Here is a 21,721-nt window from a genome sequence, read left to right on the forward strand (position 1 = left end):
TCTTCCTAGACCAGCTTTCGATTGGACAGCATATCTTCCCCATTCCAACGGTACGCCATTAGGATGGGGACCGCCCTCCGCGGCCGACCAATCTAAACATGCGGCGTGTTGCGCATTGTGGCCTTCATTTATATGCCGCTAGGATGCCCATGCGACAAGCTGATCTAACGGAGCAGGTAGCGGCGCATGTTCGGCTGCCAACCAATCCGCGTCATGGGCAAGTTTGGCATCTTGAAATCCTCGCTCAATCGCCGACGCGATGTCTGAACTGCCAAATTCTAGAGCTAGGTTGGCCGCACAAGCTCTGAGCATTTGCTCGCCCAAATGCCCATGACAAATCCATTGGATGCTTGGCCCCGATAATGCTGCCAAATCAGCGCGACTTAGTTCTTGCAGTGTCTCGATCTTCAAGTCCGCTGCAATTCCCCTTCCTGTACCTGCCGCAACGAGCGCATTGGTCGGCTCATAGCCATTATTTGACCAAACCACGTGCTCTGCCTTCAATAGACCTTTTTGACACGTAGTTATAACATTCAGCCTCTTTGCGACGAGAGAGAATGCAGCCGCGATCCTTAGCATAGCTTCGAAACGTTGGACGAGCTCAGTAAAGTAATTCCCTTGTAGTTCGGCGCCGTATTGCATCTTCAAAAAGCTGCAAGCCGCAGTCGCGGTGAACCAATAGTTCTCAATCGAATGTCCATGAGTTACCTCACCCCACACTTGCGTAGGCATCAAGGGGTGTGGATCTTGCAGATTTTGCAAATTCACACCATCCCACTCTCTATCGACAAGACATTTCACATTGGATGCCACATTAGCGAAGTGCATTCCAGTGTTAATTACACGCTGACGGTGCCCTAGGCCTGCAAAAGTTCCTTCACGAGCGAGCAAAGACACTTCATCAACAACACATTGACGTGCTTTCCCAGACGCCTCTTCCTTCTCGAGGAGCATTCGAGAGATCACACGTTTGTCAGTGATGCCTTCCACGACTATCGTCTTTCTTTTACGGAGCTTGAGAACGAGCTCATATGACTTCAAATCGTAGGCAGTCATAGCGCGTCATCCATTAACGGGTCCGAGCTCCCGTCTTGCTCGATCCTGCTACGCGAGGGAACAGGCTCAAAAAACTGTACTGAATGCAAATGGTCGGCGCCGACCTCCGGGGAGTGGGTGCAGGCAATGATTTGGCGCCCCCCCGCTTGAGCCATCAGTTCTGATAAAACAATACGTTGCCAATCAACATGAAGCGACAGCTCAGGTTCGTCGATCAGAAAAGCTCCCGACGTTGCGCTCAGCCGGCTGGCAGAAAAGAGCATCGTGAGCACCTGACGCTCGCCCGAGGAGAGTGATGTCAATGAGTGTCGATGTAAGTTTTCGGACTCAACGTAGGTCGCGCGTGATCGCCCGTATCGTCCTCCTTCTCCAATGTGAAGGGTTTTCCCGTCCAAGAACTTATTAACCGCGGTTTCGAATTTCTTTATTTTTTCAAATGAACTTCGTCGCACTTCGCCGCGTTTTTCCAGAATTTCTGCGTACAACCTAAGCACACGTTTTTCCGCTGCGCCAGCCCTGGCAGCCTCTGCCGCAACTGAGTCAACAGCTTGGGCCAATTGATGGATAATTTGAGGCCCATGAAATTCTGAATTAGCGTCGTCGTCTTCGTAAACGGCAGCGCGGATTCGCTGCAAAAGAGTTTCGACCTCTTGTTCAGACGGCAGATCTCTACTGGATAGTAGCGCCCTCATCGTACCGACGAAAAAATCCGAGAACATCCGCCGTTCAAACGCAGCGGAGTCCAGCTCTGCTTCTCGAAACTCCGTCTCCATTTTTTCCGTCACTTCGCCAATTGAAGGGTAGCGAATAATTGGCGTGAATGACCCAAACCACTGCCGACATTGCAGCGTCTTTTGCGCAGTCAATGCGGTGGGGTCCGTACGACCGCCAAAGCGACTAGGAGACGCCCCATCGCCCTTTATTATCTGAGCTTCAACAACCCGAATTCGGTCGAATTCTTGTTGCTGCTGCGGGGTCAATGCTTGCAAGAAAGTATCATTCCTGACACGTTCCAGAATAGATCTAAAGGCCGGGAGATAGTTAGGCCGATTTCCCAACGCGTTCCGCAGAAGACTACGATCCGAACTCACCAGTTCCGTTCCGCTCTCGCGCCATTGGAGTTCGATGTCATCCAGCAATACTGTGACGTCTCCTACTTCCTTTACAGGCAGAATCTTCAAATTTGCCCCGTTCGAAACATCGATTGTAATCTCGTCGAATCGTAGGTGTTTAAAGCGATCAAAATCTAATTCCAAGGCGTTCGCAATCAAATGCAGCAGCGTAGTCTTCCCACGTCCATTTTGCCCGTAAAGGACGTTCAGCCCCGCCTCCAGTTTTATTTCAATGTCGAACTGGCCGTGCATACCCTCTACACGGACTTTCGAAATAAACGGAGATTGCATAATCGATTCTCTATTGTTGGATGAATTGCGGGCGAAGCGCAGGAAGCAGACATTATCTCAGAATGCCATATTTAGCAATACTTTTGACTAAGGACTGAATCGACCTGGATTTCCTAGAAACTTAGTTGCCTAGCAATTGAGACAATAGAAAGGTGTGTATGGAAGGCACGACATCGCAGCAGCGATTCTCAGAAGAGTTCTGACCCTGACCCTAACCCAGTTTTTAGTACCGATCTAAATTAGAGAAATCCGGCATGATTTCACCATATGGAATAGGAGCCATGCCGTGAAGAGATCGAAATACACCGAAGAGCAAATCGCCTTTGCGCTGAAGCAGGCCGAACTGGGTACGGCCGTACCCGAGGTCTGCCGCAAGATGGGCGTGAGCGAAGCCACCTTCTACAACTGGAAGAAGAAATTCGGCGGGCTTGGCCCCTCGGAGTTGCGGCGGCTGCGCCAGCTTGAAGAGGAGTGCAATCGCCTTAAGCGCCTGGTCGCGGACCTGTCGCTGGACAAGGCAATGTTGCAGGACGTTCTGGCAAAAAAGCTCTGAAGCCTTCGCGGCGCCGCGTACTCGTGGATGATCTGATGAAGCGCTACGGCGTAGGCGTGACCAAGGCATGCGCCGCAGTCATGATTTCCCGGTCGTTGTATCGCTACGAATCGTGCCGACGCGACAGTGGCGCGCTGGTCATGCGAATCCACGAGATAGCGCATACGCGCGTTCACTACGGATACCGGCGTGTACACGTGATGCTGCGCCGCGAAGGCTATCGAGACAATCACAAACGGGTCTACCGTTTGTATCGAGAGCAAGGCTTGTCGTTGCGGCACAAGCGCCCCAAGCGCAATAAGTCGGCGCAACGTCGCCAACCCAAAGCGGTCGCGCAAGCCATCAATGACATCTGGAGCATGGACTTCGTCATGGACCAATTGTTCGATGGTCGCCGCCTGCGTGCTTTGACTCTGGTCGACAATTACACCAGAGAGTGTCTGGCCATCGACATTGGGCAAAACCTGCGGGGTGACGATGTGGTGGCGACGCTCGGTCGCGTATGCGCACTGCGCGGCTTGCCGCGCGTCATCAAAACCGATAACGGCAGCGAGTTCATCTCCAAAGCCATGGACAAATGGGCATACGAAAATGGGGTGGAAATCGACTTCAGCCGGCCCGGCAAGCCGACGGACAATGCGCAGTGCGAATCCTTCAACGGCCGCTTCCGTCAGGAATGCCTGAACAGCCACTGGTTCTTGTCATTTGCTGATGCCAAGGAGAAAATCGATGCCTGGCGGACGTACTATAACGAGGTTCGTCCCCACTCCGCGCTGAAGTGGCAGGCACCTGCTGAATACGCGCGCCAGCACTTGGCCAGCGGCCATAGTATCAACCTCAATGAGCCGGAAATCTCTACTTCTGAACCGGACTAATTCGGGGTTAGGGTCAGTTAGGGTCAAGATCACAGTGATATGAACGATATGGGAGAGCCGCGCGGTAAGCACCGCGTGGCCCGCGTGACGCATCAAGCGGACTATCTATCACACACAGAATACGGCCGTAGTCCAGGAGGCAGAGGCGCTCGTCTCTGCGTCGTTGGCAATCCCCCTTAAAAGCAATCCCTAAGAATGAGGGGATTACGGCGTCGACTCGCTTCTGCTAGTCGAGTCGAGATCAATACAAGATCAATTCTCACCTCTTGCCTTCTTTAGTTGGGGCACAGAGCACAACATCAATTGACCGCCGCAGACCGCATCTGCGTTTCCACGTATTGGTAGATCACCTCAGCGCGCGCCTCGATGTCCTCACTGGAGAATTCATCGGGCATTCCTTCCAGCAGGCGGTCGATGATAGCCGCCTTCATTTGGGCCTGCGATGAGGCACGGTCACGTAAGTCGCCCATTTCCTGACGGCGTTGTTCCACGGTATCCATCAACCCCTGAACGACCTTCTTGATCTTGTCGATGTCGCCTCTCGTGATGCTGGCCTTGTCCTTTGAAAGCAAGTCGAAAACCGCCAGCTCCTCTTCGGTCTTGAAGCCTTCCCTGATGTAACGGTGCTCTTCCTGATCTAGCGAATCATGTAGCGTCATCAGGTCATCAAAGACGCGCTGGATCTCAGCGTCGTCCTTGTCCTTGTTGTAGTCGGCAATGATTTCCTGATAGCGTTTGTAGAGGTCTAGCCGGCTCGGATTTTGCGCCATCATGCGATCCAGTCGCGCTTGAATACGTTCCTGTAAGGTCAACACTGCCGTTTCCTTGTAAGGCGACTTGGCAAACTCAACCCGCAGGCGCTCGAAGTCGATGCCTGACAAGTCGTATTGCTTGGTGGGCTGGTTCACTTGCCCTCTGGGCGTTACCTCCAGCGAGGCATCAATCACACCGCGAATCTCCTGCATGATTGCGGCGATGTCTACTTTTGGCTTGGGCTTTTGCAGCAGGTTGTAGATAGCCGAAATGGCATTTTCTTGCGGCTCATAGGCAAACACGCCTGGATTCGGGAACAATCCCCTGAAGCGGTCAAACACGTCCTCAGCCAGAACCTGAAACGTCTTCTTGTTTTCTGCGGATGTGCTGATCGCGTTTTGGGCATTCAACAGCTCTGCCCATGTCTCTTCGCCCTCCTCGGCGCGTACCAAGGCACCCAGTTCGTATCCCACTGTTTTCAGGTGGACCTGCACCTTACCGATAGCCGACGCGTACTCAGCCAGTGCCTGATCTTCATCGAATAGCGGATCAGCGGGCGTGCCTTTTTCGCCTTGCGCATAGGTAGCCAGCGCCTTACGCAAGCTCTTGAGCATGCCGTTGTAGTCGATGATGAGGCCGTTCTTCTTGTTGGCCGCTATCCGATTGACGCGGGCAATGGCCTGCATCAATGTATGCCCCTTCATGGGCTTGTCCAGATAGAGAGTTGCCAGCGACTTCACATCGAAGCCCGTCAGCCACATGGCGCAGACTACCGCCACGCGGAACGGGTGTTTGCCGTCCTTGAAGCACTCGTCAATGTCCCTGCCACCAATGCCTTTGACCATGACCTCGCGGTAAGGCTTGACGTCGATACCCTCATCGGCAAATTCTTTAACTTCGTTTTGCTCTGGGCTGAATACCGGATGAACCTGTGTGTCGGCCATCCATGCAATCTGCGCCCGCAGACGGGACACAAACGCTGTTTCAGGTTTGCCCGCTTTGGCAAAGTACTCTTCTTCCTTTTGGAGCTTGCCTCCTAGCTCCAGCATCTTGGCCTGCCACTTGTCCTTGATGCGCTCGGCCATCTTGGCGCAAGTGATCTTGTCGATGCACACCAGCATGGCCTTGGCATTGCCACCATACTTCGACGGGCTGCCCGCCTTGACGGGCGACTCCATTAAGCGCCAGCGTTGATGAAAGTGCTCGACGAAATCCGTGGCAACGTCATTCAGGTGCGTGTCCGAGGTGAAAACGGGGTACTCCCGCGCCAGTTCACGGTACAGCTTTTCCTCCTGCTCTTCGGTCAACTCGCCATCGGCGCGGGCGGCGTCGATGCGCTCCTCGATCCGTTTGTTCAGATCGGGATCAACAATGCGCAGCTTCTCGCCCCGGTTCTCGTAGTACAGCGGCAGAGTCGCACCGTCCGAGACAGCGCGCTGGAAGTCGTAAACCGACACATACCGGCCAAACACCTGCTCGGTCATGCTACGTTCAGGCCCGTCGATCAGCGGAGTGCCGGTAAACCCGATGAACTTGGCTCGGTGCAAGGCCATGCGCATATTCAGAGCCAGACGACCATATTGGGTGCGGTGTGCCTCGTCAGACACCACGATCACATCGTCACGCTGGTTCCATGGCTCGGTCACACGCTTGCGGAACTTGTGAATCAGGCTGAACACATAGCGGCGGTCTTCGTCCTTGAGCAAACGCTCCAGGCCCTCTGCGCCAGTTGCCTTATCACCTCTGTTCGTCGAGACACCGCAGCCGACGAAGGTTTTATAAATCTGGTCGTCCAGTTCCTTGCGGTCGGTCAGCAGCACAAAGGTATAGGCCGCTGAGATTTTTCGGTGCACTTTCTGACAGAAGAACACCATCGAATAGCTCTTGCCGCTGCCTTGGGTGTGCCAAAACACGCCAAGCTTGCCCGCCAGCACATCGGCATCGCCAGCCTTCAGTTTGGCAATCGCCTTGTTGACGCCCAGATACTGGTGGTTACGCGCCACCACCTTCAGCGTGTGCTCTTCACTGCTGTCAAAGAGCGTGTAGTTCTCTACCAGGTCAAGCAATGCACCCTTTGAGCACATGCCACGCAGCAGGATCGGCAGGATGGGCTTCAGCGGCGGCTCGTCATGCTTGGGCGCTGGGTCGCTATCGTCCTCGTTGAGCCTCTTCCAACGGTAGAAGTGATCCCAGCCGCTGGTGATTGAACCGAAGCGGGCATCGAGGCCATTAGAGACAATCACCAGCGCGTTGTAATGGAAGAGGTGCGGGATCGTGTCCTTGTAATCGGTGTAGTTATCGTCAAACGCCGCCTTCAAACCCTTGTCGTGGCGCTTGAGCTCGATGAAAACCAAGGGCAGACCATTAACAAAACCCACTAAATCGCAGCGCCGCCGGAATGGACCACTCTGAACCCATAGCTCACGTACCACCAGGAAGTCGTTGGCGGTGGGATTCTGGAAGTCGATCACCGTGACATGTACATCTTCGGCTACATTATCTCCGACGGACTTCAGCGTGATACCGTTTCGCAGCAAACGCCATTTGGCCTCGTTGTGTTGCAGCAGCGTCTTGGTCGGGTCGGCATCCAGCAGTTGATCGCGTGCCAAGTTGAGCTTGGCACGCCCCTCGGGTGTCGCCGCCAATTTGGGGTTGAGCTTGCACAGTGCTGCATCCAACTCACGCACCAGTACCACCTCGGTCGCATCCTTGCGCCCCAAGAGCGAACCCGCACCAAAGGTCTCAGTGTTGAAGGCAAAGACCGAACGCCAGTCGAGGTTTTCCTCGAGCAGCTTGGCGGCGGGTTCCTGGATATTGTTGTCTTCCGAGTAGGCGGCGCTGGCCATGGTGCTCCCATTTATTTTTAAACTTGGATTTCGCCGGAGATCAGTTTAGGCAAAAGTGCATCACGTGCTTCCTCTAACTTCTGGTTGGCACAAAGTAAATTCTCGGCGTGCTCAAGCATTGGCCTGACCAACTCATGGAAATCGTGGGCTACTGCTACGGCAGGTCGCCATATTTCTATCGACCCAATGTCGTATCTGCTCAGCTCCAACTGGTTCGTTGCTCCTTTACCCATCCTCGAGAACGTCGGTTCGAGGCTAATTAGGGCCTGACCAAAGTAAGTTGCCCACTCCTCGCCGATTGGTCGAGCAATAGTGACGTGCGTGTCTACGGCGCAGTTTTCCACTGGAGTTCGCACTTGAGCAACGCGTCCGAGCGTTCCTGCTCCAGTGGAGTTGATCAGAACGTCACCAGCTTGTATGAGTCGTTCAGGATTCACCTCTTTGGACTGTCTTCTTGCGGGCAACATCGAAAGGCGTCCCTCTCGAATGCATTTTTGATTGATAACCAGACCCGGCGCAGAATCGTTGTATGCGGGAGTAATCCCACGATTTAGAAAGGAAGTTTGTTCAGCAATTGGTGTCTTACTCCATCCCACTGGTACACCGAAATTTAATGGTACCGACTCAAAGCCCGGAAAGCGTAGGTTCACAAACCACTCGTGGTACAGCAGTCGAGCAGACTCCTCGAGTAAGGCAATGCGGCGCTGGTTGTTTTCAATCAAGTCATCGTAGGCAGCAATGAAATCGACGATTCGATCTTGAACACCAAGTTCGGGCAATTGAAAGGTAAAGCTCGCAATGTCTTTGCTGCTGATGTGAGGAATGTTCGCGCCCGTGGTTATCCTGTCGATGTGAGCAAGGAAGTCGGGAGTCGAAAGCACGTAACGTAGAAAATTTGTCCGTGTTTTGTCATTAATGCCTCGAATGCGAGTGACACGCTGCACCAGTAAGCTTGGCAAGTCTTGATCTTTTATCCATGCCAACTTGAGACCGCCTCCCACAATTGGCCGATCCATCGCCAGAATTACGTCGTCTTTTTGCAGGTGATAACGTGAAAGATCGTCGTAGGCATCACTTCGCCATTTTTTTGCCTTTTCTCCCCAGCGAATGAAACCCTGCTGCACGTTGTCGCCACGCACCAAGAAGACGCCCTCTTCGGAATAGTCGAGAAACCCTGCGCTCTTGAAGGCAAAGCCGGAGAGCATGTCGGCGACATCTCCCAACTTAACTGGCTCTACCGTCATTCACCTATCTCCGCAAACGCTACTTGAATCTTGGTCGCGAGTTGATTGGCTGTTTTGTTAAGGTCTGCCAAATCAGCATGGATTTCCTTCATTCTTGTGATGAAGGCCTCTCCGTCATCTCCGCACTGGCTGGTCGGAGCTGCCCCCACATAGCGCCCCGGCGTTAGTGAATAGTCGTTGTCCGCAATCTCTTGGCGTGTCACGCACTTGCACAAACCCGACACGTCTGTGTAGAGTCCGTCTGAGAAGCGGTGCAGCAGCCAATGTGCTTGGGCCACGAAATAGCTGACGCGCTTGAAGACTTCAACGCCCATGTCTCGCACGGTCGGCTTTTCGCGCTTCTTTGGGTCACGGGGCAGCAAGGCCTTCTTGGCATCCCGAGTGGCATCGCCGTCATATGCTGCCCACTGCCGGGCACGCAAGCTCTTTTCAGCCAGTTCCAGCAGTTTGAGACAGCTCTTATGCTGTGCCTCCAATACTGAAAGGGCGGTTTTCAGGTCGGGGCTGGCTTCATTCAGCTTTTCGTGCAAGGCCTTTCGCTTCGCAAAGCTGGCGTTATCTGCCAGCGCCGCAATCGCCTCTTGCATTGGCTTGGCGTTTATCAAGCTTTGGGCCAGCGTGGCATTCCAAGACGGGGCTTGCGCTTCCAGTTTGGCAAGTTCGGTGCGGAAGTGGGCCAGTGCTTCGTCGGTAATGCCGTGCTCTTCTCCCAGCTTTTCGCGGACAGCAGCAATGGCCGCACCGTCTTCAGTAGCTTTGGCGAAGTTGCGCAAAGCACTGGTGAGTGCGTTGATCTGCTGCGCATCGGCAGCCAACCGCTCTGGCAGAGTGCCAAGGTACTGCCCAGCCTTGTTGTGGTAGCTGGCCAGCAGCGCCGTGAAACGTTCACGCTCGCCCCGGTACAGCCAGGTAATGGCGGTCAGGTTAGCAAGCTGCTCTTCCGAAAACACATGGGAACGGGCGGAGACGACGGTGTAAACATTGCGAGCATCGATCATCAGCACGGTGTCGAGCAGTCCCTCCCGCTTACCCTTGTCGAAGAACCACAGCGTACATGGCAGACTGCGCGTGTAGAAAAACTTCGGGCCGATGGATATCATCACGTCCACATGCCCGCTTTCCACCAGCTTCTGGCGAATGTCCTTGTCTTTGTTGCCAGCATCCGAAGCGCTGGCCGCCATGACGAAGCCGGCGCGGCCCGTGTCATTCAGGTAGCTGTAGAAGTATTGAATCCATAGGCTATTGGCGTTGGATATCGTTTCGCCGTCGCCGTTGTTCTTGCCTTTTGTTTTGGTGGCGATGCCCGGCAGGCCAAATGGCAGTCGACCCGTGTGGTTATCACCCGCCTGGCTTTTGATCTTCGCAACTTGAACGCCATCTACGTTGAACGGCGGATTGGCCATCACGAAGTCGCATTGCCCAAGCAATTTGTGATGGTCTTCGTAGAAGGTGTTGCCGATGCGAATCTGTCCCTCCAACCCGTGGACGGCCAAGTTCATCCGGGCTAGCTTGCTGTTGAGGTCGGCTTTCTCCTGCCCGTAGAATGTAATGTCGGTATCGACGGTATGTTTGTGACGCACCTCTTCAATAAAGTGACCGGTCTGCACAAACATGCCTGCGGAACCGCAGGCGGGGTCGAGCACCGTGCCGTGGTCGGGCTCGATCACATTCACGATCATGCGAACCAAGCTGGGAGGAGTAAAGAACTCGCCGCCTTCCTGAGCGCCACTCTGGGCGAACTGGTTCAGGAAATACTCATAGATACGCCCGAAAACATCGCCTTTGGCCGTTTGCAAGGCAGGGCGGTTGAAGATTTTGATGAGTTCGGCTAGCAGATCTTGCTCGAGGCCGAGATAGTCCTTGGGTAGCGCACCTTCCAGCAGCTTGTTACCTTGCTGGTCGGTCACAGACGCCTCGATGGCGATCATGGCGTCGCGAATGGCCTCGCCTACATTGGTGCTGGCAGGCAGCGCCGCCAGATAGTCATAACGAGCGGCTTCCGGCAGGTATATGGCGGCCCTCCCCTGAAAGCCCAGCTTGATGCGGTCTTCACGCAGTGCGCCCGTAGCGCGGGCAGGCACAGCCTTTTCAACTTCCGGCAGCAGGTCGTTGAACCGCGTTGTGGCGTGGCGCAGGAATATCAGGCCCAGCACGGGCATGGAATATTCGCTGGCCGTGAGCTTGGAATTAGCACGAAGTTGATCGGCTGCCTCCCAGAGGTCGTCTTCGAGTTGTTTGAGTTCTTTGTAATCCATGGGGAGATGATGCCAGACGCTGGGCCATAGCGCTTAAAAGTCAAACGAAAGTTGCCGTTGATGGCGAATCGAAAGCAGGTCGACTGAAACGCCCCGGTTCGCTGAGCTGTTTGATTGAAGTAAAACAGCCTCGTTGTCAGGTTCGTCGAATAGGTTGTATTAGGTCGCCTCAGCTTCGACTGGTGGAATATAGCCGATGGCTGAATGCAGACGTTTATTGTTGAACCAGGCGACCCATTCTGAGGTTGCGATTTCGACAGATTCCCGGCTTTTCCAGTGTGCGCGGCGAGGCATTAACTCGGTCTTGTACAGGCCGTTGATCGCCTCGACCAAGCGTTCGCTATAGCGGACGCTGACTTACGCGATTCCGATGGGTCAGAGATCCATCATTGCCAGGCCGACGGGCATACAGAGCCTGCCACAATGCATCAAGCACAAAGTTTGTCGTCATGGACTGGCTCACGCGCCAGCCAACGATGCGCCGGGCGTAGACGTCAATGAGGAAGACCACGCACAGCCAACCCTGCCGGGTCGAGACGTAGGTGAAGTCCGAGAATCACAGTTGGTTTGGCAGATCGGCTCAGAACTGCCGGCTGACTCGATCCAACGGTCGACTGGCCGTGTTCTGTAACAGCGCTGAGAGGTCGCTGCCAGAGTCCGCCAAAACACCGGAGTGCGTTAGAAGTGCGGTCAAAATTCCCAGAAAGCAAAAAGCCCACCGTTTCCGGTGGGCTTTTGCAGATTCTCCGCAAGAGAGAATCCAGAATTCTGGTGGGCTGTGAGTGGCTCGAACACTCGACCTACGGATTAAGAGTCCGCTGCTCTACCAACTGAGCTAACAGCCCTGCAAGTCACTCAGTTTTGACCGCGGTTAGCGCGTTGCGCTGTTGCGTCTCAATACGTGTGTGCTGCGAAGAAGAAAGATTATATGGGGCTTTTTTTCTTTGTGCAAGTCGTCCTGCAAAAAATTTGATGCGGATCGGCATCACGCCGCGTAGCCGCCGTCCACGGCGAGGCTGGCGCCGGTGAGGTAGCGGCCTTCGGGGCCGGCCAGGAAGGCCACTGTTCCGGCGATGTCGCGGGGTTCGCCGTAGTGGGGCAAGGACAGCACGGCCACCAGGTCCGCGGCGCGGTCGCCGTCGGCGGGGTTCATGTCGGTGTCGATGGGGCCGGGGTGCACGATGTTTACCGTGATGCCGCGCGGGCCCAGGTCGCGCGCCAGGCCCTGGGTCAGGCCGACCAGCGCCGCCTTGCTGGCGGCGTAGAGCGCGACGCCGGCGCGGCCTGCGCGGGCGGCCAGGCAACTGCCGATGTTGATGATGCGTCCGCCGTCGGGCATGGACGCCTGCGCTGCCTGGATGGCGACGAACGGGGCGCGCACGTTGATGTCCATCGTCCGCTCGTAGTCGTCCAGGCTGGCGTCGCCGATGGCGCCGGCCAGGAAGACGCCGGCGTTGTTGACCAGGATGTCGACCGGGCCGAGTTCGCGGATGGCCTCTTTCACGGCGTGGCTGACCGCGGCGGCGTCCGCGGAATCGGCCTGGATCGCCCGCGCGCGGCGGCCCTGCGCCGCCAGTTCCTGCACCAGCGCCTGCGCGGGCGCGGCGGAGGAAGCGCTGACGTACGTGAAGGCCACGTCCGCGCCGTCGGCGGCGAGGCGTCGCACGATGGCGGCGCCGATGCCGCGGCTGCCGCCGGTGACGAAGGCCACTTTTCCGTTCAGGTTCTGCATCTTCAACCTCATTTTGTATTGATCAGTACAAATATCATCGCCGCGGCCGTCGCCTCGCGTCAACAATTTTTTATCGATCAACACAAAATAGGCCGCGCGGGTAAAATCGCGGGCATGGCTGAACGTGGGCGCCCCCGGAACTTCGACCGTGACCAGGCTTTGAAGAAGGCCATGGAAGTTTTCTGGTCGAAGGGATATGAAGGAGCATCGCTGACCGATCTGACGGAAGCGATGGGCATCAATTCGCCCAGTCTTTATGGGGCGTTCGGGTCCAAGGAGAGCCTGTTCCGCGAAGCCGTCGCGCTCTACCGGGAAACCGAGGGAGGTTCCGCGCGGCGCGCGCTGCTCGAGGCCCCGACCGCGCGCGATGCCATGCACGCGATGCTGCTTGCGTCCGCCGAACGCTTCACGACGCCGGGCCTGCCGCCCGGCTGCATGATCGTGCTGGGCGCGCCCGCCGGCTGTGAAAGCCACGCCGGCGTGGGCGATTTTCTGGGGGACAACCGGCGCGAGATGCAGAGCCGCATCCTGGCGCGCCTGAGCGCGGGCGCCGCGCAAGGCGAACTGCCCGCCGGGGCCGACCTGAAGGGACTGGCGGCCTTTTACACGACGGTGCTGCACGGCATGTCCATCCAGGCCCGCGACGGCGCCAGCCGCAAGACGCTGCAGGCGGTGGCGCGGCAGGCAATGCGCGCCTGGGACGCACTGGCCGGCGACGTGACGCCCCCCTCCGGCGCTCCCCCGGGTCGCGCCCGCAACTGACGGATACCGTCATGTTCCGCGTTGACCTGCGGCGTCTCATCCTGTGGATCAGCCTGCTGTCGGTCATTGTGGTGCTGGCGGGCGGGCTGCACGCCAGTTACCTGGTGCAGCGCGACCTGTTGCTGCAGAACGCGCTTGAAGTGAACCGGGTGTACGCGGCCAAGCTTGCCGTCACCACCGACAACCTGCTCAGCGACATCCGCCGCTATCTGGCGTACAGCGCCGACGCTCTCGCCGACATCGAAAGCCACCCCGAGCAGATGACCGCCGAGACGCGGCGGCTCGAACAGCAGCTTGGCCACTTCAATTCCACCTTCGTCGCGTCGCCCCAAGGCAAGGTGCTGGCGGTGTCGACGTCCTACCCGCAACTGCTGGGGCATCAGCTCGTCAGCGATGCGGTCAGGGAGGCGCTGGCTGCCCGGCAGCCGACGATCAGCGAACCCTTCAAGGCGAGCAACGGCCGGTGGCAGATCCTCTACACCCAGCCGATCTTTTCGCGCGATTACCGGTATCTGGGTTTCATTGCCGGTTCGCTCTACCTGCACGAGGACAACGTGCTGGACCGGCTGCTGGACCGGCACTTCTACCGCGACGGGTCGTTTCTCTACGTCATCGACCGCAAGGGGACGCTGATCTACCACCCCGATCGCAGCCAGCTTGGCAAGACCGCGCCCGACAGCGAGGTGTTCGCGCCCGCCCGGCGCGGAGAGGCCGGCGGACGGCGCTTTGTGGACGCCGAGGGGCAAGAGATGGTGGCGGGCTACGCGCCCGTGGCCAGCACCGGCTGGAGCATCATCGCCCAGCGTCCCGTGGCCAGCACGCTGCAGCCGCTGGGCGACCTGCTGATGGCCACGGCGCGCAACACCTTGCCGCTGTTGCTGCTTGCCGTGGCGCTGATCTGGCTGCTGTCGCGCTGGATCGCGCGGCCGCTGGGCCAGATGGCCAGCATCGCCAAGCGCATGCAGGATCCGGATTCCGCCGACCGCATCCGCGAGGTGCGCTCATGGTATTTCGAGGCGGCGCAGCTCAAGCGCGCGCTGTCGATGGGGCTGGCGTCGATTCACCACAAGCTCACCGACCTGCGCCGCGAAAGCACGACCGATACGTTGACGGGGCTCTTGAATCGGCGCGGCATGGACGAGGCGCTTGCCCTCGTGGCGGCCGAGGGCACGCCGGTGGCGATCGTGGCGGTGGACGTCGACCACTTCAAGCGCATCAACGACCGCTATGGCCACGCCGCGGGCGATCGGGCGCTGCAGGCGCTGGCGCAAGTCATGCGCGAGTGCTCGCGCGGCGGCGATGTGCTCGCGCGCACGGGTGGAGAGGAATTCGTCATGCTGCTGCCGGGCGCCAGCATGACGGCGGCCATTGCCATCGCGCAGCGGCTGCGCATGCGCCTGGCGTCCAGCGAGGCCTCGCCGCTGCCCGCCCCCATCACCATTTCGGCGGGCGTGGCGCACCATCCGGAACAGGGCGCGACGCTGGACGCCGCGCTGCAGCGGGCGGATCAGGCGCTCTACTACGCCAAGAACCACGGGCGGGACGGGGTTTGCGTGGCGGACGATGCCGTGCCGGAAGGTTTCCGGCGGGTATCCGCTCCCTGACCCGGCTTCGCGGCCGCTCCGCGCCTGAACTACTTGCCCTTGGCGGGCGCGGGCGCCTTCGGCGGCTTGCGCATCTGCTCCAGCAGCGGGCCGCAGGCGTTCTCGTCCGTGGTGCTGGGCGCGATCAGCGCCAGCAGGCCGGCCGCGGGCGTCAGCAACACCCCCAGCGCCACCATGCCCGCGCCGCGCGCCGCGAGCGGCGCCACGTGCACGCCCACGTCGGGCGACCCGAAAGACCCGCGCACGTACAGCGGCGAGCGCAGCGAAAAGATGCGGAATCCCTTGCTGTCGGGCGAGATGTCCAGGTCCACCGTCTCGTCCTTGAAGTTGGCCGTGCCCGAAATGCTGATCAGCGCGTTCTCGGTATCGAAGACGAAGACGCGCGGGGTCATTACGCCACGCTTGAGTTCAAGGTCGGCCGCGCCGCAGTTGATCTGCACTTCGTCGTCGCCGAACAGTTTGGAGACGACGTAGTTGGCCACGTTCAGGCCCGCCAGCTCCATCAGGCTGCGGCTGATCACGCCATCGTTGACCAGCATTTTCACGTCGCCCGTCGCGGTGCCGAGCAAGGCGGCGACGGAGTTTCCGGCGCCGCTTATCGCCAGGTCGCCGTTCAGTTCGCCCAGCGTCTTCTGCATGGATTCGGCCGACGGAAAGAGCTGCTTGAGCTGCAGGCGGCGCGCGCGCATATCGACGCGGCCCGTGAGGGGCGTGCCGGACCCGTCCAGCCGCGCCGTGGCGCTCATGGTTCCGCCCGCCATGCCGAAGCGCAGCGGATCGAGCGTGAGCTTGCCATCCTGCAGCACGACGTGCGCCGACAGGTCGGACAGCGGCAGCTTGCTGTCGTGGACGATGCGCGCGGCGTCCAGCGAGACGTCGGCATCCATGTCGCGCCAGCGGTCGGTGCGAAACGCCTGGGTGGGCAGCACCTTGCCGCCCTTGGGCTTGGCGGGCGCGTCCGCGGACTTGTCCGAGGCGGCGGACGCCCCCCCGCCCGAGGGCACGCCGATCAGGGGCCCCAGGTCGGCCATGCGCAGGAGCTTGGAGGACAGCTTGCCGGTCAGCTTGGGACGCGGCGCACCCAGCGCGAAAGTGATGTCCCCGCGCAGGTCGCTGTCGCCGACCTTGCCGTTGAAATCCCGGTACTCGAACACCGCGCCGCCCGGATTCTGCAGCTTGGCCACGAGATGGCCGTCGGTGCTGTAGGGCGGCGTGTCGGGCAGCGTCACGCCGGTCAGCGGATAGAGCTGCGCCATGGAGGCGCCCGACAGTTTCAGGTGCAGGTCGAGCGCGCCCAGGTTGACGGGATCGGTCAGCGTGCCGGCGACCGACGCGCGCGTGCCGCCGATGGCGACGTCGGCCTGCAAGGGGAATGGCTGCCGGGGATCCTGCATTGCCAGCATGCCGCCGACCTTGCCCTCGCCCTTGGTCGGCAGCCCCTTGTACTTGCCGTCGACCTTCCAGCCAAACACATAATCGCGGGGCGCCGGGGCCGATCCGTCCTGCGGCACGAAGGACTTGCCGGCCACGTCGGCGAACGGCACGGGCTTGCCCAGCGGATCGACCAGCACGGTCAGGTCGGCCTTGAGCATCTGGTCGACGAGCCCGACGCGTCCTTTGTCAAAGCCGATTTCGTTGATGTCCAGCACCCAGGGCGACGGCTCGCCCGACTCGGGAAGGGTGAAGACCCAGTTCGCGCGGCCGTCTTCCAGACGCTCCAGGTCCGCGGCCGGCTCGGTCAGCTGGATGCGGCGGATGACCACGCGCTGGGCGAGCAGCGGCAAGGGCGCCAGGCTGAACTCGCCGCGCTTGAGCGTGGCGAAATGCGGCGCCTTGCCCCAGGGCGCGTTGGCGATCGTAATGTCGTGGGCGACCACGCGCGGCCAGGGCACCCACGACCGCCAGCCGCCTTCGCCGGTTTCGCGCTCCCAGCGCACGCTCAGGTCGCCGTTGATCGCAAAGGGCCGGCCGAGGGCGGCACTGGCCCGCTCATTGATCATGGGCTTGGCGCGGTTCCAATCAAAAGTGGCGATCACGACCACCAAGACAGCCACCAACAGGGCAATGCCCCCTACAATCCCGATCGCTATTTTTCTTGTTCGCGTCATGGTTACTATCCTTGGCTTGCTGCCGGCCACCCGGTGCCGGCCATGGTTACCACCCAAGGGTATCGCGGCCCGCAGCGCCGGCCGGACTGGGCAGCGCCATAATGTGTACGGATTTTTCCAGGCGTCGCATCGGAGATGTCCGGCCCGGCGCAGGCGCCCGCGTGACGGGGCAGCAAGTGCCGTACCCGGGCTGCGCGCGACCGTTACAAAGAGAGATGACTCGGGCGGGCGGAATCAGCCGGATTCCCCGCAATTGCCGAATTTTTGACGACGGCGCGGTTCCAATGGCATTTGATCGAATCCGCCCGAGCCGGGCCGGAAAGCAGAACAACCTGGAGGCCCGATGCGGCATTCAACCCTGATTTTCGTAGTGGCGGCCTTTGCGCTGCTGACGCTCAGCCGCCTGGCCCTGGCGCTCTGGCAATGGCAGCGCGTGCGCAATGCGGGCGGCCTAGCGCCCCTGCTGCTGCGCGGGCTGCGCATCGACGCGCATCAGATCGCGGTGCTGGCGGCGCTGCCGGCCGTGCTGTCGCCGCTGTTCGGCCACATCCCCGCCGCCGCCGCCGTGACTTCGGTGTGGTACCTGGTTGCCTTCGTCCTGCTGGCTTTCCTGGAAGTGGCCACGCCGCCCTTCATCATCGAGTACGACTCGCGCCCCAACCGGCTGTTCGTGGAATACCTGAAGCACCCGCGCGAGGTCTCGGGCATGCTCTGGCGCGGCTACAAGGGCGCACTGCTGGGCGGACTGGGCGCCCTGGCGGTGATCGGCTGGGCCGCCTGGGCCCTGCTCGGCCATGCGCGCCCCGATGCGCCCCTGACGTGGTGGCAGATGCCGCTTGCCAGCGTCGCGATCCTGGCGGTGGTGATCCTGGCCATCCGCGGCACCCTGAGCCATCGCCCCATCAATCCCTCGTCGGTGGCCTACTGCGCTGACGGCATGCTCAATACCCTGGCGCTGAACTCGCTCTATAACGTCTTTTATGCGGTCTACAGCATGAAGAACGAGAAGTCGGCGTCCGCGGTGTATGGCGGCATGGACGACGACAAGATGCACGAAATCGTGCTTGCGCAGTCCGGCCTGCCGTATCCGCCGCCCAATCCCGACTTCCCCAGCCTGCATCCCCAGCCCGCGACGCGCCAGACGCCGCGTCCGCTCAACCTGGTGATCATTCTTGAAGAGAGCCTGGGCGCGCAGTACAGCGCCGCGCTGGGCGGAGCCGATCTCACGCCGGAGCTGGACGCGCTGGCGCGCGAGGCCTGGACCTTCACGCGCGCCTACGCCACCGGCACCCGCTCGGTGCGCGGCCTGGAGGCCGTGACCACCGGCTTTTTGCCCACCCCCGCGCAGGCGGTGCTCAAGCTGCCCCGGTCGCAGCGCGGCTTTTTCTCGCTGGCCGACCTGCTGGGCCGCCATGGCTATCATTCGCGCTTCATCTATGGCGGCGAGTCGCACTTCGACAACATGAAGGGTTTTTTCCTGGGCAACGGCTTCCGGGAGATCGTGGACCGGCCGGACTTCGTCGACCCCGCCTTCGTCGGCACCTGGGGCGCGTCGGACGAGGACATGTTCAACCAGCTCGACCGCCTGCTGCGCGAGGACGGCGACCGGCCTTCCTTCACGCTGGCCTTCAGCGTATCCAACCATTCGCCCTGGGAGTACCCGGAGGGCCGCATCCAGACCGAGGGCAATCCGGCCACGGTGGAAAACACCGTGCGCTACGCGGACTGGGCGCTGGGCCGCTTCTTTGAACGGGCCAAGGCCTCGCCCTACTGGGAAAACACCGTCTTCCTGGTGGCGGCCGACCACGACTCGCGCGTGTTCGGCGCCAGCCTGGTGCCGGTGCGCCATTTCCATATCCCCGCGGTCATCCTGGGCGCCGGCATCGAGGCGCGGCGCGACGACCGCCTGATCAGCCAGATCGACCTGCCGCCGACGCTGCTGTCGCTGATCGGCATGGATACGGAACACCCGATGATCGGGCACGACCTCACGCGCAGCACGCCGGGGCGCGCCATCATGCAGTACGACAACACCTACGGTTACCTGAAGGGCGATGACCTGCTGGTGCTGGCGCCCAACAAGACCCCGGTGCAGTACCGCTACACGGCGCCCGAAGACTACGCGCCCGTGCCGCTGGACGCGGGGCTGGCCACCGAGGCGCTGGCGCATGCGCTGTGGCCGAGCTGGGCTTACCGCGAGGGCCGGTATTGCCTGCCGTCGCAGGCTCCGGTGCAGACCGAGCCGCGCACGCAGCCGGCCAGCTGAGCCGGCGCCGCGGCCCGGCGACGGGCGACGGGCGACCAGCTCCCAGCTACCGCCCCGCCGGCCGCACGAACGCCTTGCGCTTTTTCTCGATGACGGCGTGGCAATGGCAATCGGGACTGTGGTCGTTGACCATGCCCACGGACTGCATGAACGCATAGACCGTGGTCGGCCCGACGAATTTCCAACCCAGTTTCTTGAGCGCCTTGGACAGGGCTTCGGACTGCTCGGAGGTGGACGCGCCGTAGGTGGATGCGTCGCTGGCCGGGGCTTCGAAGCGCCAGAAGTAGGCCGCCAGCGACCCCTCGCGCTCGACCATTTCCAGCGCCCGGGTCGCGTTGTGGATCATGGCTTCGATCTTGCCGCGATGGCGCACGATGCCCGGATCGGCCAGCAGCGCCTGGACTTCCTTTTCGCCGAAGCGGGCGAGCGCCGCGGGATCGAAGTTGGCGAAACCGCGGCGGAAGGCCTCGCGCTTGTTCAGGATGGTGCGCCAGCTCAGGCCCGACTGGAAGCCTTCCAGGCAGAGCTGTTCGAACAGCGCGCGATCATCGGCCTCGGGGCGGCCCCATTCGGCATCATGGTAGGCCATGTATTCGGGGGAGGTGTCCACCCAGCCGCAGCGGGCCAGGCCATCGGGAAAATCGGTTTTGGCGGACAAGGGAATGCTCCTGAGGGCAGACGGGCCACCGATGCTACTCCAGCAACGTCCCTGGAAAAAGTCGTAGCGGCCGGCATTCAAATCCAGATAATATTTCCCGCCTTGATTCGGCGCCGGCCTGGGCCGCGCGCACCCCGGATCAGCATGGCGGGCCGGCGCGATGCGGGCCCCATGCGTCAATGCGGGGAGCCGGACAGGCCAACCCGGACTTCTGCCCCATGTCCCTGCCACTGACTACGCTCATCTCGTTCGTATCGCCCGCCGTGCTGGCCGGCGACGATCCCGCCGCCAATCCCTGCCTGGACTGCGGCGCCTGTTGCGCCCACTTCCGCGTGTCCTTCTACATCGGCGAGCTGGCCGGCGAAAACGGCGGCCAGGTGCCGCTGGACCTCGTCACCCAGATGAGCCCATTGCGAGCCTGCATGAAGGGCACGGAATTGGGTGGAGGACGCTGCATTTCGCTGCGCGGCGAACTGGGCAAGCCCGGCATCCACTGCGCCATCTACGAGAACCGCCCCACGCCCTGCCGCGAATTCGATATCTGGATGCCGGACGGCTCGCCCAACCCGGATTGCCAGCGCCTGCGCCTGGGACTGGGGCTGGCGCCCGTCCCGCCCCGGCCCGATGCCGAGAACGATCCCGAGGGGCCGCTGCATCCGGACCAGCCCGCCGCGGCCTGAATTCCGCACCGCCCCGCCCTGCCGCCGCGCGGGGACGCCCTAGGCGCGACCCGCGAGATATCGCGTGGGCGTCATCCCGAAGGCCGTGCGGAAACTGCCGATGAACGCGCTGGTGCTCTCGTAGCCGACCGACAGCGCGACCTGCGTGACCGACCCGCCGCGGAACAGCATTTCCAGCGCCCGCAACAGCCGCGCCTGCTGGCGCCACTGCCCCAGCGTCACGCCGGTTTCCCGGCGAAAGCGCCGCATCAGTGTGCGCGAAGACATGTTCAGCCGATGGGCCCATTCGTCGATGCCGGCCGTGTCGTCCGGGGTGTCCAGCAGGGTGTTCGCCAGATCCTGCAGGCGCGGATCGGCCGGCATCGGCAAGGGCACGCACGCCTCGCCGCTGCGCTGCCTGAGCTCTTCCAGCAGCACGTCGAACAATTGCGCCTGATAGGACGGCGGCGCGTCTTGCCACGCACCTTGGGTGAAGCGCTCGACCAGCGCCTCGATCAGCCGGGAAGAAGGCCACGACCGGCAGACCGGCGGCAAGCGCCCGCAGATGCCGGGGTGCACATGCAGGAACGATCCGCGCGCCTCGCCAAACCAACGCGCCCCATGCAGCACGCCCGGCGGCACCCAGCCCAGGGTGCCCGGCAGCACCGACAGCACGCGCCCGCCCGACTGCACCACCACCAGCCCTTCGTGGACGAGCACCAGCATGCCCTCCTGATGCACATGCGCGGGCACCGAAATGCCCTTGGATTCGCGCCGCCTGCGCACGCTGGACGGCGTCAGGAGGACGTCGGGCAAGGCGGGAGCGGCGGCCGCTTCAAGCATGATTGGCAGGTTTGAGCTACAGGTTGTCGGGTTCCCGTTAGCGGGTCTACTTGAAAATGTACATCATTCTCATCAATCGGACATCAGCCCCCGAATGGAGAAAT

14 protein-coding genes, 1 tRNA gene and 1 pseudogene are annotated in these 21,721 nt (G+C 60.6%); 5 read left to right on the forward strand and 11 right to left on the reverse strand.

From position 1 onward, the window contains the following. Positions 1 to 138: 138 nt before the first annotated feature. Both ACZ50Q_RS24420 and ACZ50Q_RS24425 read right to left on the reverse strand, forming a co-directional pair. Complete coding sequence (locus tag ACZ50Q_RS24420; protein ID WP_464079801.1) at positions 139 to 1,056, reverse strand: hypothetical protein; 918 nt, start codon at positions 1,054 to 1,056, stop codon at positions 139 to 141. Beyond that, positions 1,053 to 2,459, reverse strand: coding sequence for an AAA family ATPase (locus ACZ50Q_RS24425; protein WP_464079802.1), 1,407 nt, complete (start codon positions 2,457 to 2,459; stop codon positions 1,053 to 1,055). Before ACZ50Q_RS24425 ends, ACZ50Q_RS24420 begins: the two co-directional genes overlap by 4 nt. A gap of 286 nt (positions 2,460 to 2,745) precedes the next feature. Here ACZ50Q_RS24425 and ACZ50Q_RS24430 point away from each other — a divergent pair. Beyond that, positions 2,746 to 3,887, forward strand: a protein-coding gene (locus ACZ50Q_RS24430; RefSeq protein ID WP_464079803.1) for an IS3 family transposase whose coding sequence is annotated in 2 segments (ribosomal slippage) — positions 2,746 to 2,998 and positions 2,998 to 3,887 — 1,143 coding nt in all. Because the reading frame shifts where the segments join, the coding sequence is not laid out codon by codon here. Between the two features lie 299 nt (positions 3,888 to 4,186). On the opposite strand, the gene ACZ50Q_RS24435 is transcribed toward ACZ50Q_RS24430, so the two are convergent. From ACZ50Q_RS24435 to ACZ50Q_RS24460, 6 genes and pseudogenes are all read right to left on the reverse strand, one after another. Beyond that, complete coding sequence (locus ACZ50Q_RS24435; protein WP_464079804.1) at positions 4,187 to 7,486, reverse strand: type I restriction endonuclease subunit R; 3,300 nt, start codon at positions 7,484 to 7,486, stop codon at positions 4,187 to 4,189. A 17-nt stretch (positions 7,487 to 7,503) separates the two neighbouring features. Continuing rightward, entirely contained in the window at positions 7,504 to 8,730 is a 1,227-nt protein-coding gene (locus ACZ50Q_RS24440; RefSeq protein WP_464079805.1) for a restriction endonuclease subunit S, read from the reverse strand. Continuing rightward, the gene (locus ACZ50Q_RS24445) at positions 8,727 to 10,985 is read right to left on the reverse strand and encodes a type I restriction-modification system subunit M (RefSeq protein WP_464079806.1); all 2,259 of its coding nucleotides are present in this window, start codon (positions 10,983 to 10,985) and stop codon (positions 8,727 to 8,729) included. Before ACZ50Q_RS24445 ends, ACZ50Q_RS24440 begins: the two co-directional genes overlap by 4 nt. A 159-nt stretch (positions 10,986 to 11,144) precedes the next feature. Next, positions 11,145 to 11,595: pseudogene (locus tag ACZ50Q_RS24450) on the reverse strand (DDE-type integrase/transposase/recombinase); the annotation flags it as partial. Between the two features lie 159 nt (positions 11,596 to 11,754). Next, a tRNA-Lys gene (locus ACZ50Q_RS24455) sits at positions 11,755 to 11,830 on the reverse strand. Between the two features lie 140 nt (positions 11,831 to 11,970). Beyond that, positions 11,971 to 12,717, reverse strand: a complete 747-nt coding sequence (locus ACZ50Q_RS24460; RefSeq protein ID WP_092581200.1) for an SDR family oxidoreductase — start codon at positions 12,715 to 12,717, stop codon at positions 11,971 to 11,973. Between the two features lie 114 nt (positions 12,718 to 12,831). On the opposite strand from ACZ50Q_RS24460, the gene ACZ50Q_RS24465 reads away from it, so the two are divergent. Together ACZ50Q_RS24465 and ACZ50Q_RS24470 are read left to right on the forward strand one after the other, a co-directional pair. Continuing rightward, positions 12,832 to 13,479, forward strand: a complete 648-nt coding sequence (locus ACZ50Q_RS24465) for a TetR/AcrR family transcriptional regulator (RefSeq protein WP_076518899.1) — start codon at positions 12,832 to 12,834, stop codon at positions 13,477 to 13,479. An 11-nt stretch (positions 13,480 to 13,490) separates the two neighbouring features. Next, a complete protein-coding gene (locus ACZ50Q_RS24470) occupies positions 13,491 to 15,083 on the forward strand; it encodes a GGDEF domain-containing protein (protein ID WP_464079807.1) in 1,593 nt (530 codons plus the stop codon). 29 nt (positions 15,084 to 15,112) lie between these two features. Here the strand turns inward: ACZ50Q_RS24470 and ACZ50Q_RS24475 are convergent, their stop codons facing one another. Continuing rightward, positions 15,113 to 17,191 carry an AsmA family protein gene (locus ACZ50Q_RS24475; protein ID WP_464079808.1) on the reverse strand — a complete coding sequence of 693 codons (2,079 nt, stop codon included), beginning with the start codon at positions 17,189 to 17,191 and terminating at the stop codon, positions 15,113 to 15,115. 343 nt (positions 17,192 to 17,534) lie between these two features. Here ACZ50Q_RS24475 and ACZ50Q_RS24480 point away from each other — a divergent pair, with 343 nt between their 5' ends. Further along, positions 17,535 to 19,457 (forward strand): LTA synthase family protein, encoded by a 1,923-nt coding sequence (locus ACZ50Q_RS24480; protein WP_464079809.1) that lies wholly within the window; start codon positions 17,535 to 17,537, stop codon positions 19,455 to 19,457. A 46-nt stretch (positions 19,458 to 19,503) separates the two neighbouring features. Here the strand turns inward: ACZ50Q_RS24480 and ACZ50Q_RS24485 are convergent, their stop codons facing one another. Beyond that, the gene (locus tag ACZ50Q_RS24485; RefSeq protein WP_092581205.1) at positions 19,504 to 20,115 is read right to left on the reverse strand and encodes a DNA-3-methyladenine glycosylase I; all 612 of its coding nucleotides are present in this window, start codon (positions 20,113 to 20,115) and stop codon (positions 19,504 to 19,506) included. A 218-nt stretch (positions 20,116 to 20,333) separates the two neighbouring features. Between ACZ50Q_RS24485 and ACZ50Q_RS24490 the strand changes: the two genes are divergently transcribed. Beyond that, positions 20,334 to 20,795: a YkgJ family cysteine cluster protein gene (locus tag ACZ50Q_RS24490; RefSeq protein ID WP_076518894.1), complete on the forward strand. Its 462-nt coding sequence runs from the start codon at positions 20,334 to 20,336 to the stop codon at positions 20,793 to 20,795. 39 nt (positions 20,796 to 20,834) lie between these two features. On the opposite strand, the gene ACZ50Q_RS24495 is transcribed toward ACZ50Q_RS24490, so the two are convergent. Beyond that, positions 20,835 to 21,617, reverse strand: a complete 783-nt coding sequence (locus ACZ50Q_RS24495) for a helix-turn-helix domain-containing protein (protein ID WP_464079810.1) — start codon at positions 21,615 to 21,617, stop codon at positions 20,835 to 20,837. Positions 21,618 to 21,721 lie beyond the last annotated feature (104 nt).

Source organism: Achromobacter sp. T5-5 (genome assembly GCF_055397965.1).

What these genes read in the sequence shown, in the direction of transcription:
- ACZ50Q_RS24475 (WP_464079808.1), bottom strand. Translation starts at nt 17,191, where the DNA reads ATGACGCGAACAAGAAAAATAGCGATCGGGATTGTAGGGGGCATTGCC.
- ACZ50Q_RS24425 (WP_464079802.1), bottom strand. Translation starts at nt 2,459, where the DNA reads ATGCAATCTCCGTTTATTTCGAAAGTCCGTGTAGAGGGTATGCACGGC.
- ACZ50Q_RS24495 (WP_464079810.1), bottom strand. Translation starts at nt 21,617, where the DNA reads ATGCTTGAAGCGGCCGCCGCTCCCGCCTTGCCCGACGTCCTCCTGACG.
- ACZ50Q_RS24420 (WP_464079801.1), bottom strand. Translation starts at nt 1,056, where the DNA reads ATGACTGCCTACGATTTGAAGTCATATGAGCTCGTTCTCAAGCTCCGT.
- ACZ50Q_RS24460 (WP_092581200.1), bottom strand. Translation starts at nt 12,717, where the DNA reads ATGCAGAACCTGAACGGAAAAGTGGCCTTCGTCACCGGCGGCAGCCGC.
- ACZ50Q_RS24465 (WP_076518899.1), top strand. Translation starts at nt 12,832, where the DNA reads ATGGCTGAACGTGGGCGCCCCCGGAACTTCGACCGTGACCAGGCTTTG.
- ACZ50Q_RS24480 (WP_464079809.1), top strand. Translation starts at nt 17,535, where the DNA reads ATGCGGCATTCAACCCTGATTTTCGTAGTGGCGGCCTTTGCGCTGCTG.
- ACZ50Q_RS24490 (WP_076518894.1), top strand. Translation starts at nt 20,334, where the DNA reads ATGTCCCTGCCACTGACTACGCTCATCTCGTTCGTATCGCCCGCCGTG.
- ACZ50Q_RS24470 (WP_464079807.1), top strand. Translation starts at nt 13,491, where the DNA reads ATGTTCCGCGTTGACCTGCGGCGTCTCATCCTGTGGATCAGCCTGCTG.
- ACZ50Q_RS24445 (WP_464079806.1), bottom strand. Translation starts at nt 10,985, where the DNA reads ATGGATTACAAAGAACTCAAACAACTCGAAGACGACCTCTGGGAGGCA.
- ACZ50Q_RS24440 (WP_464079805.1), bottom strand. Translation starts at nt 8,730, where the DNA reads ATGACGGTAGAGCCAGTTAAGTTGGGAGATGTCGCCGACATGCTCTCC.
- ACZ50Q_RS24435 (WP_464079804.1), bottom strand. Translation starts at nt 7,486, where the DNA reads ATGGCCAGCGCCGCCTACTCGGAAGACAACAATATCCAGGAACCCGCC.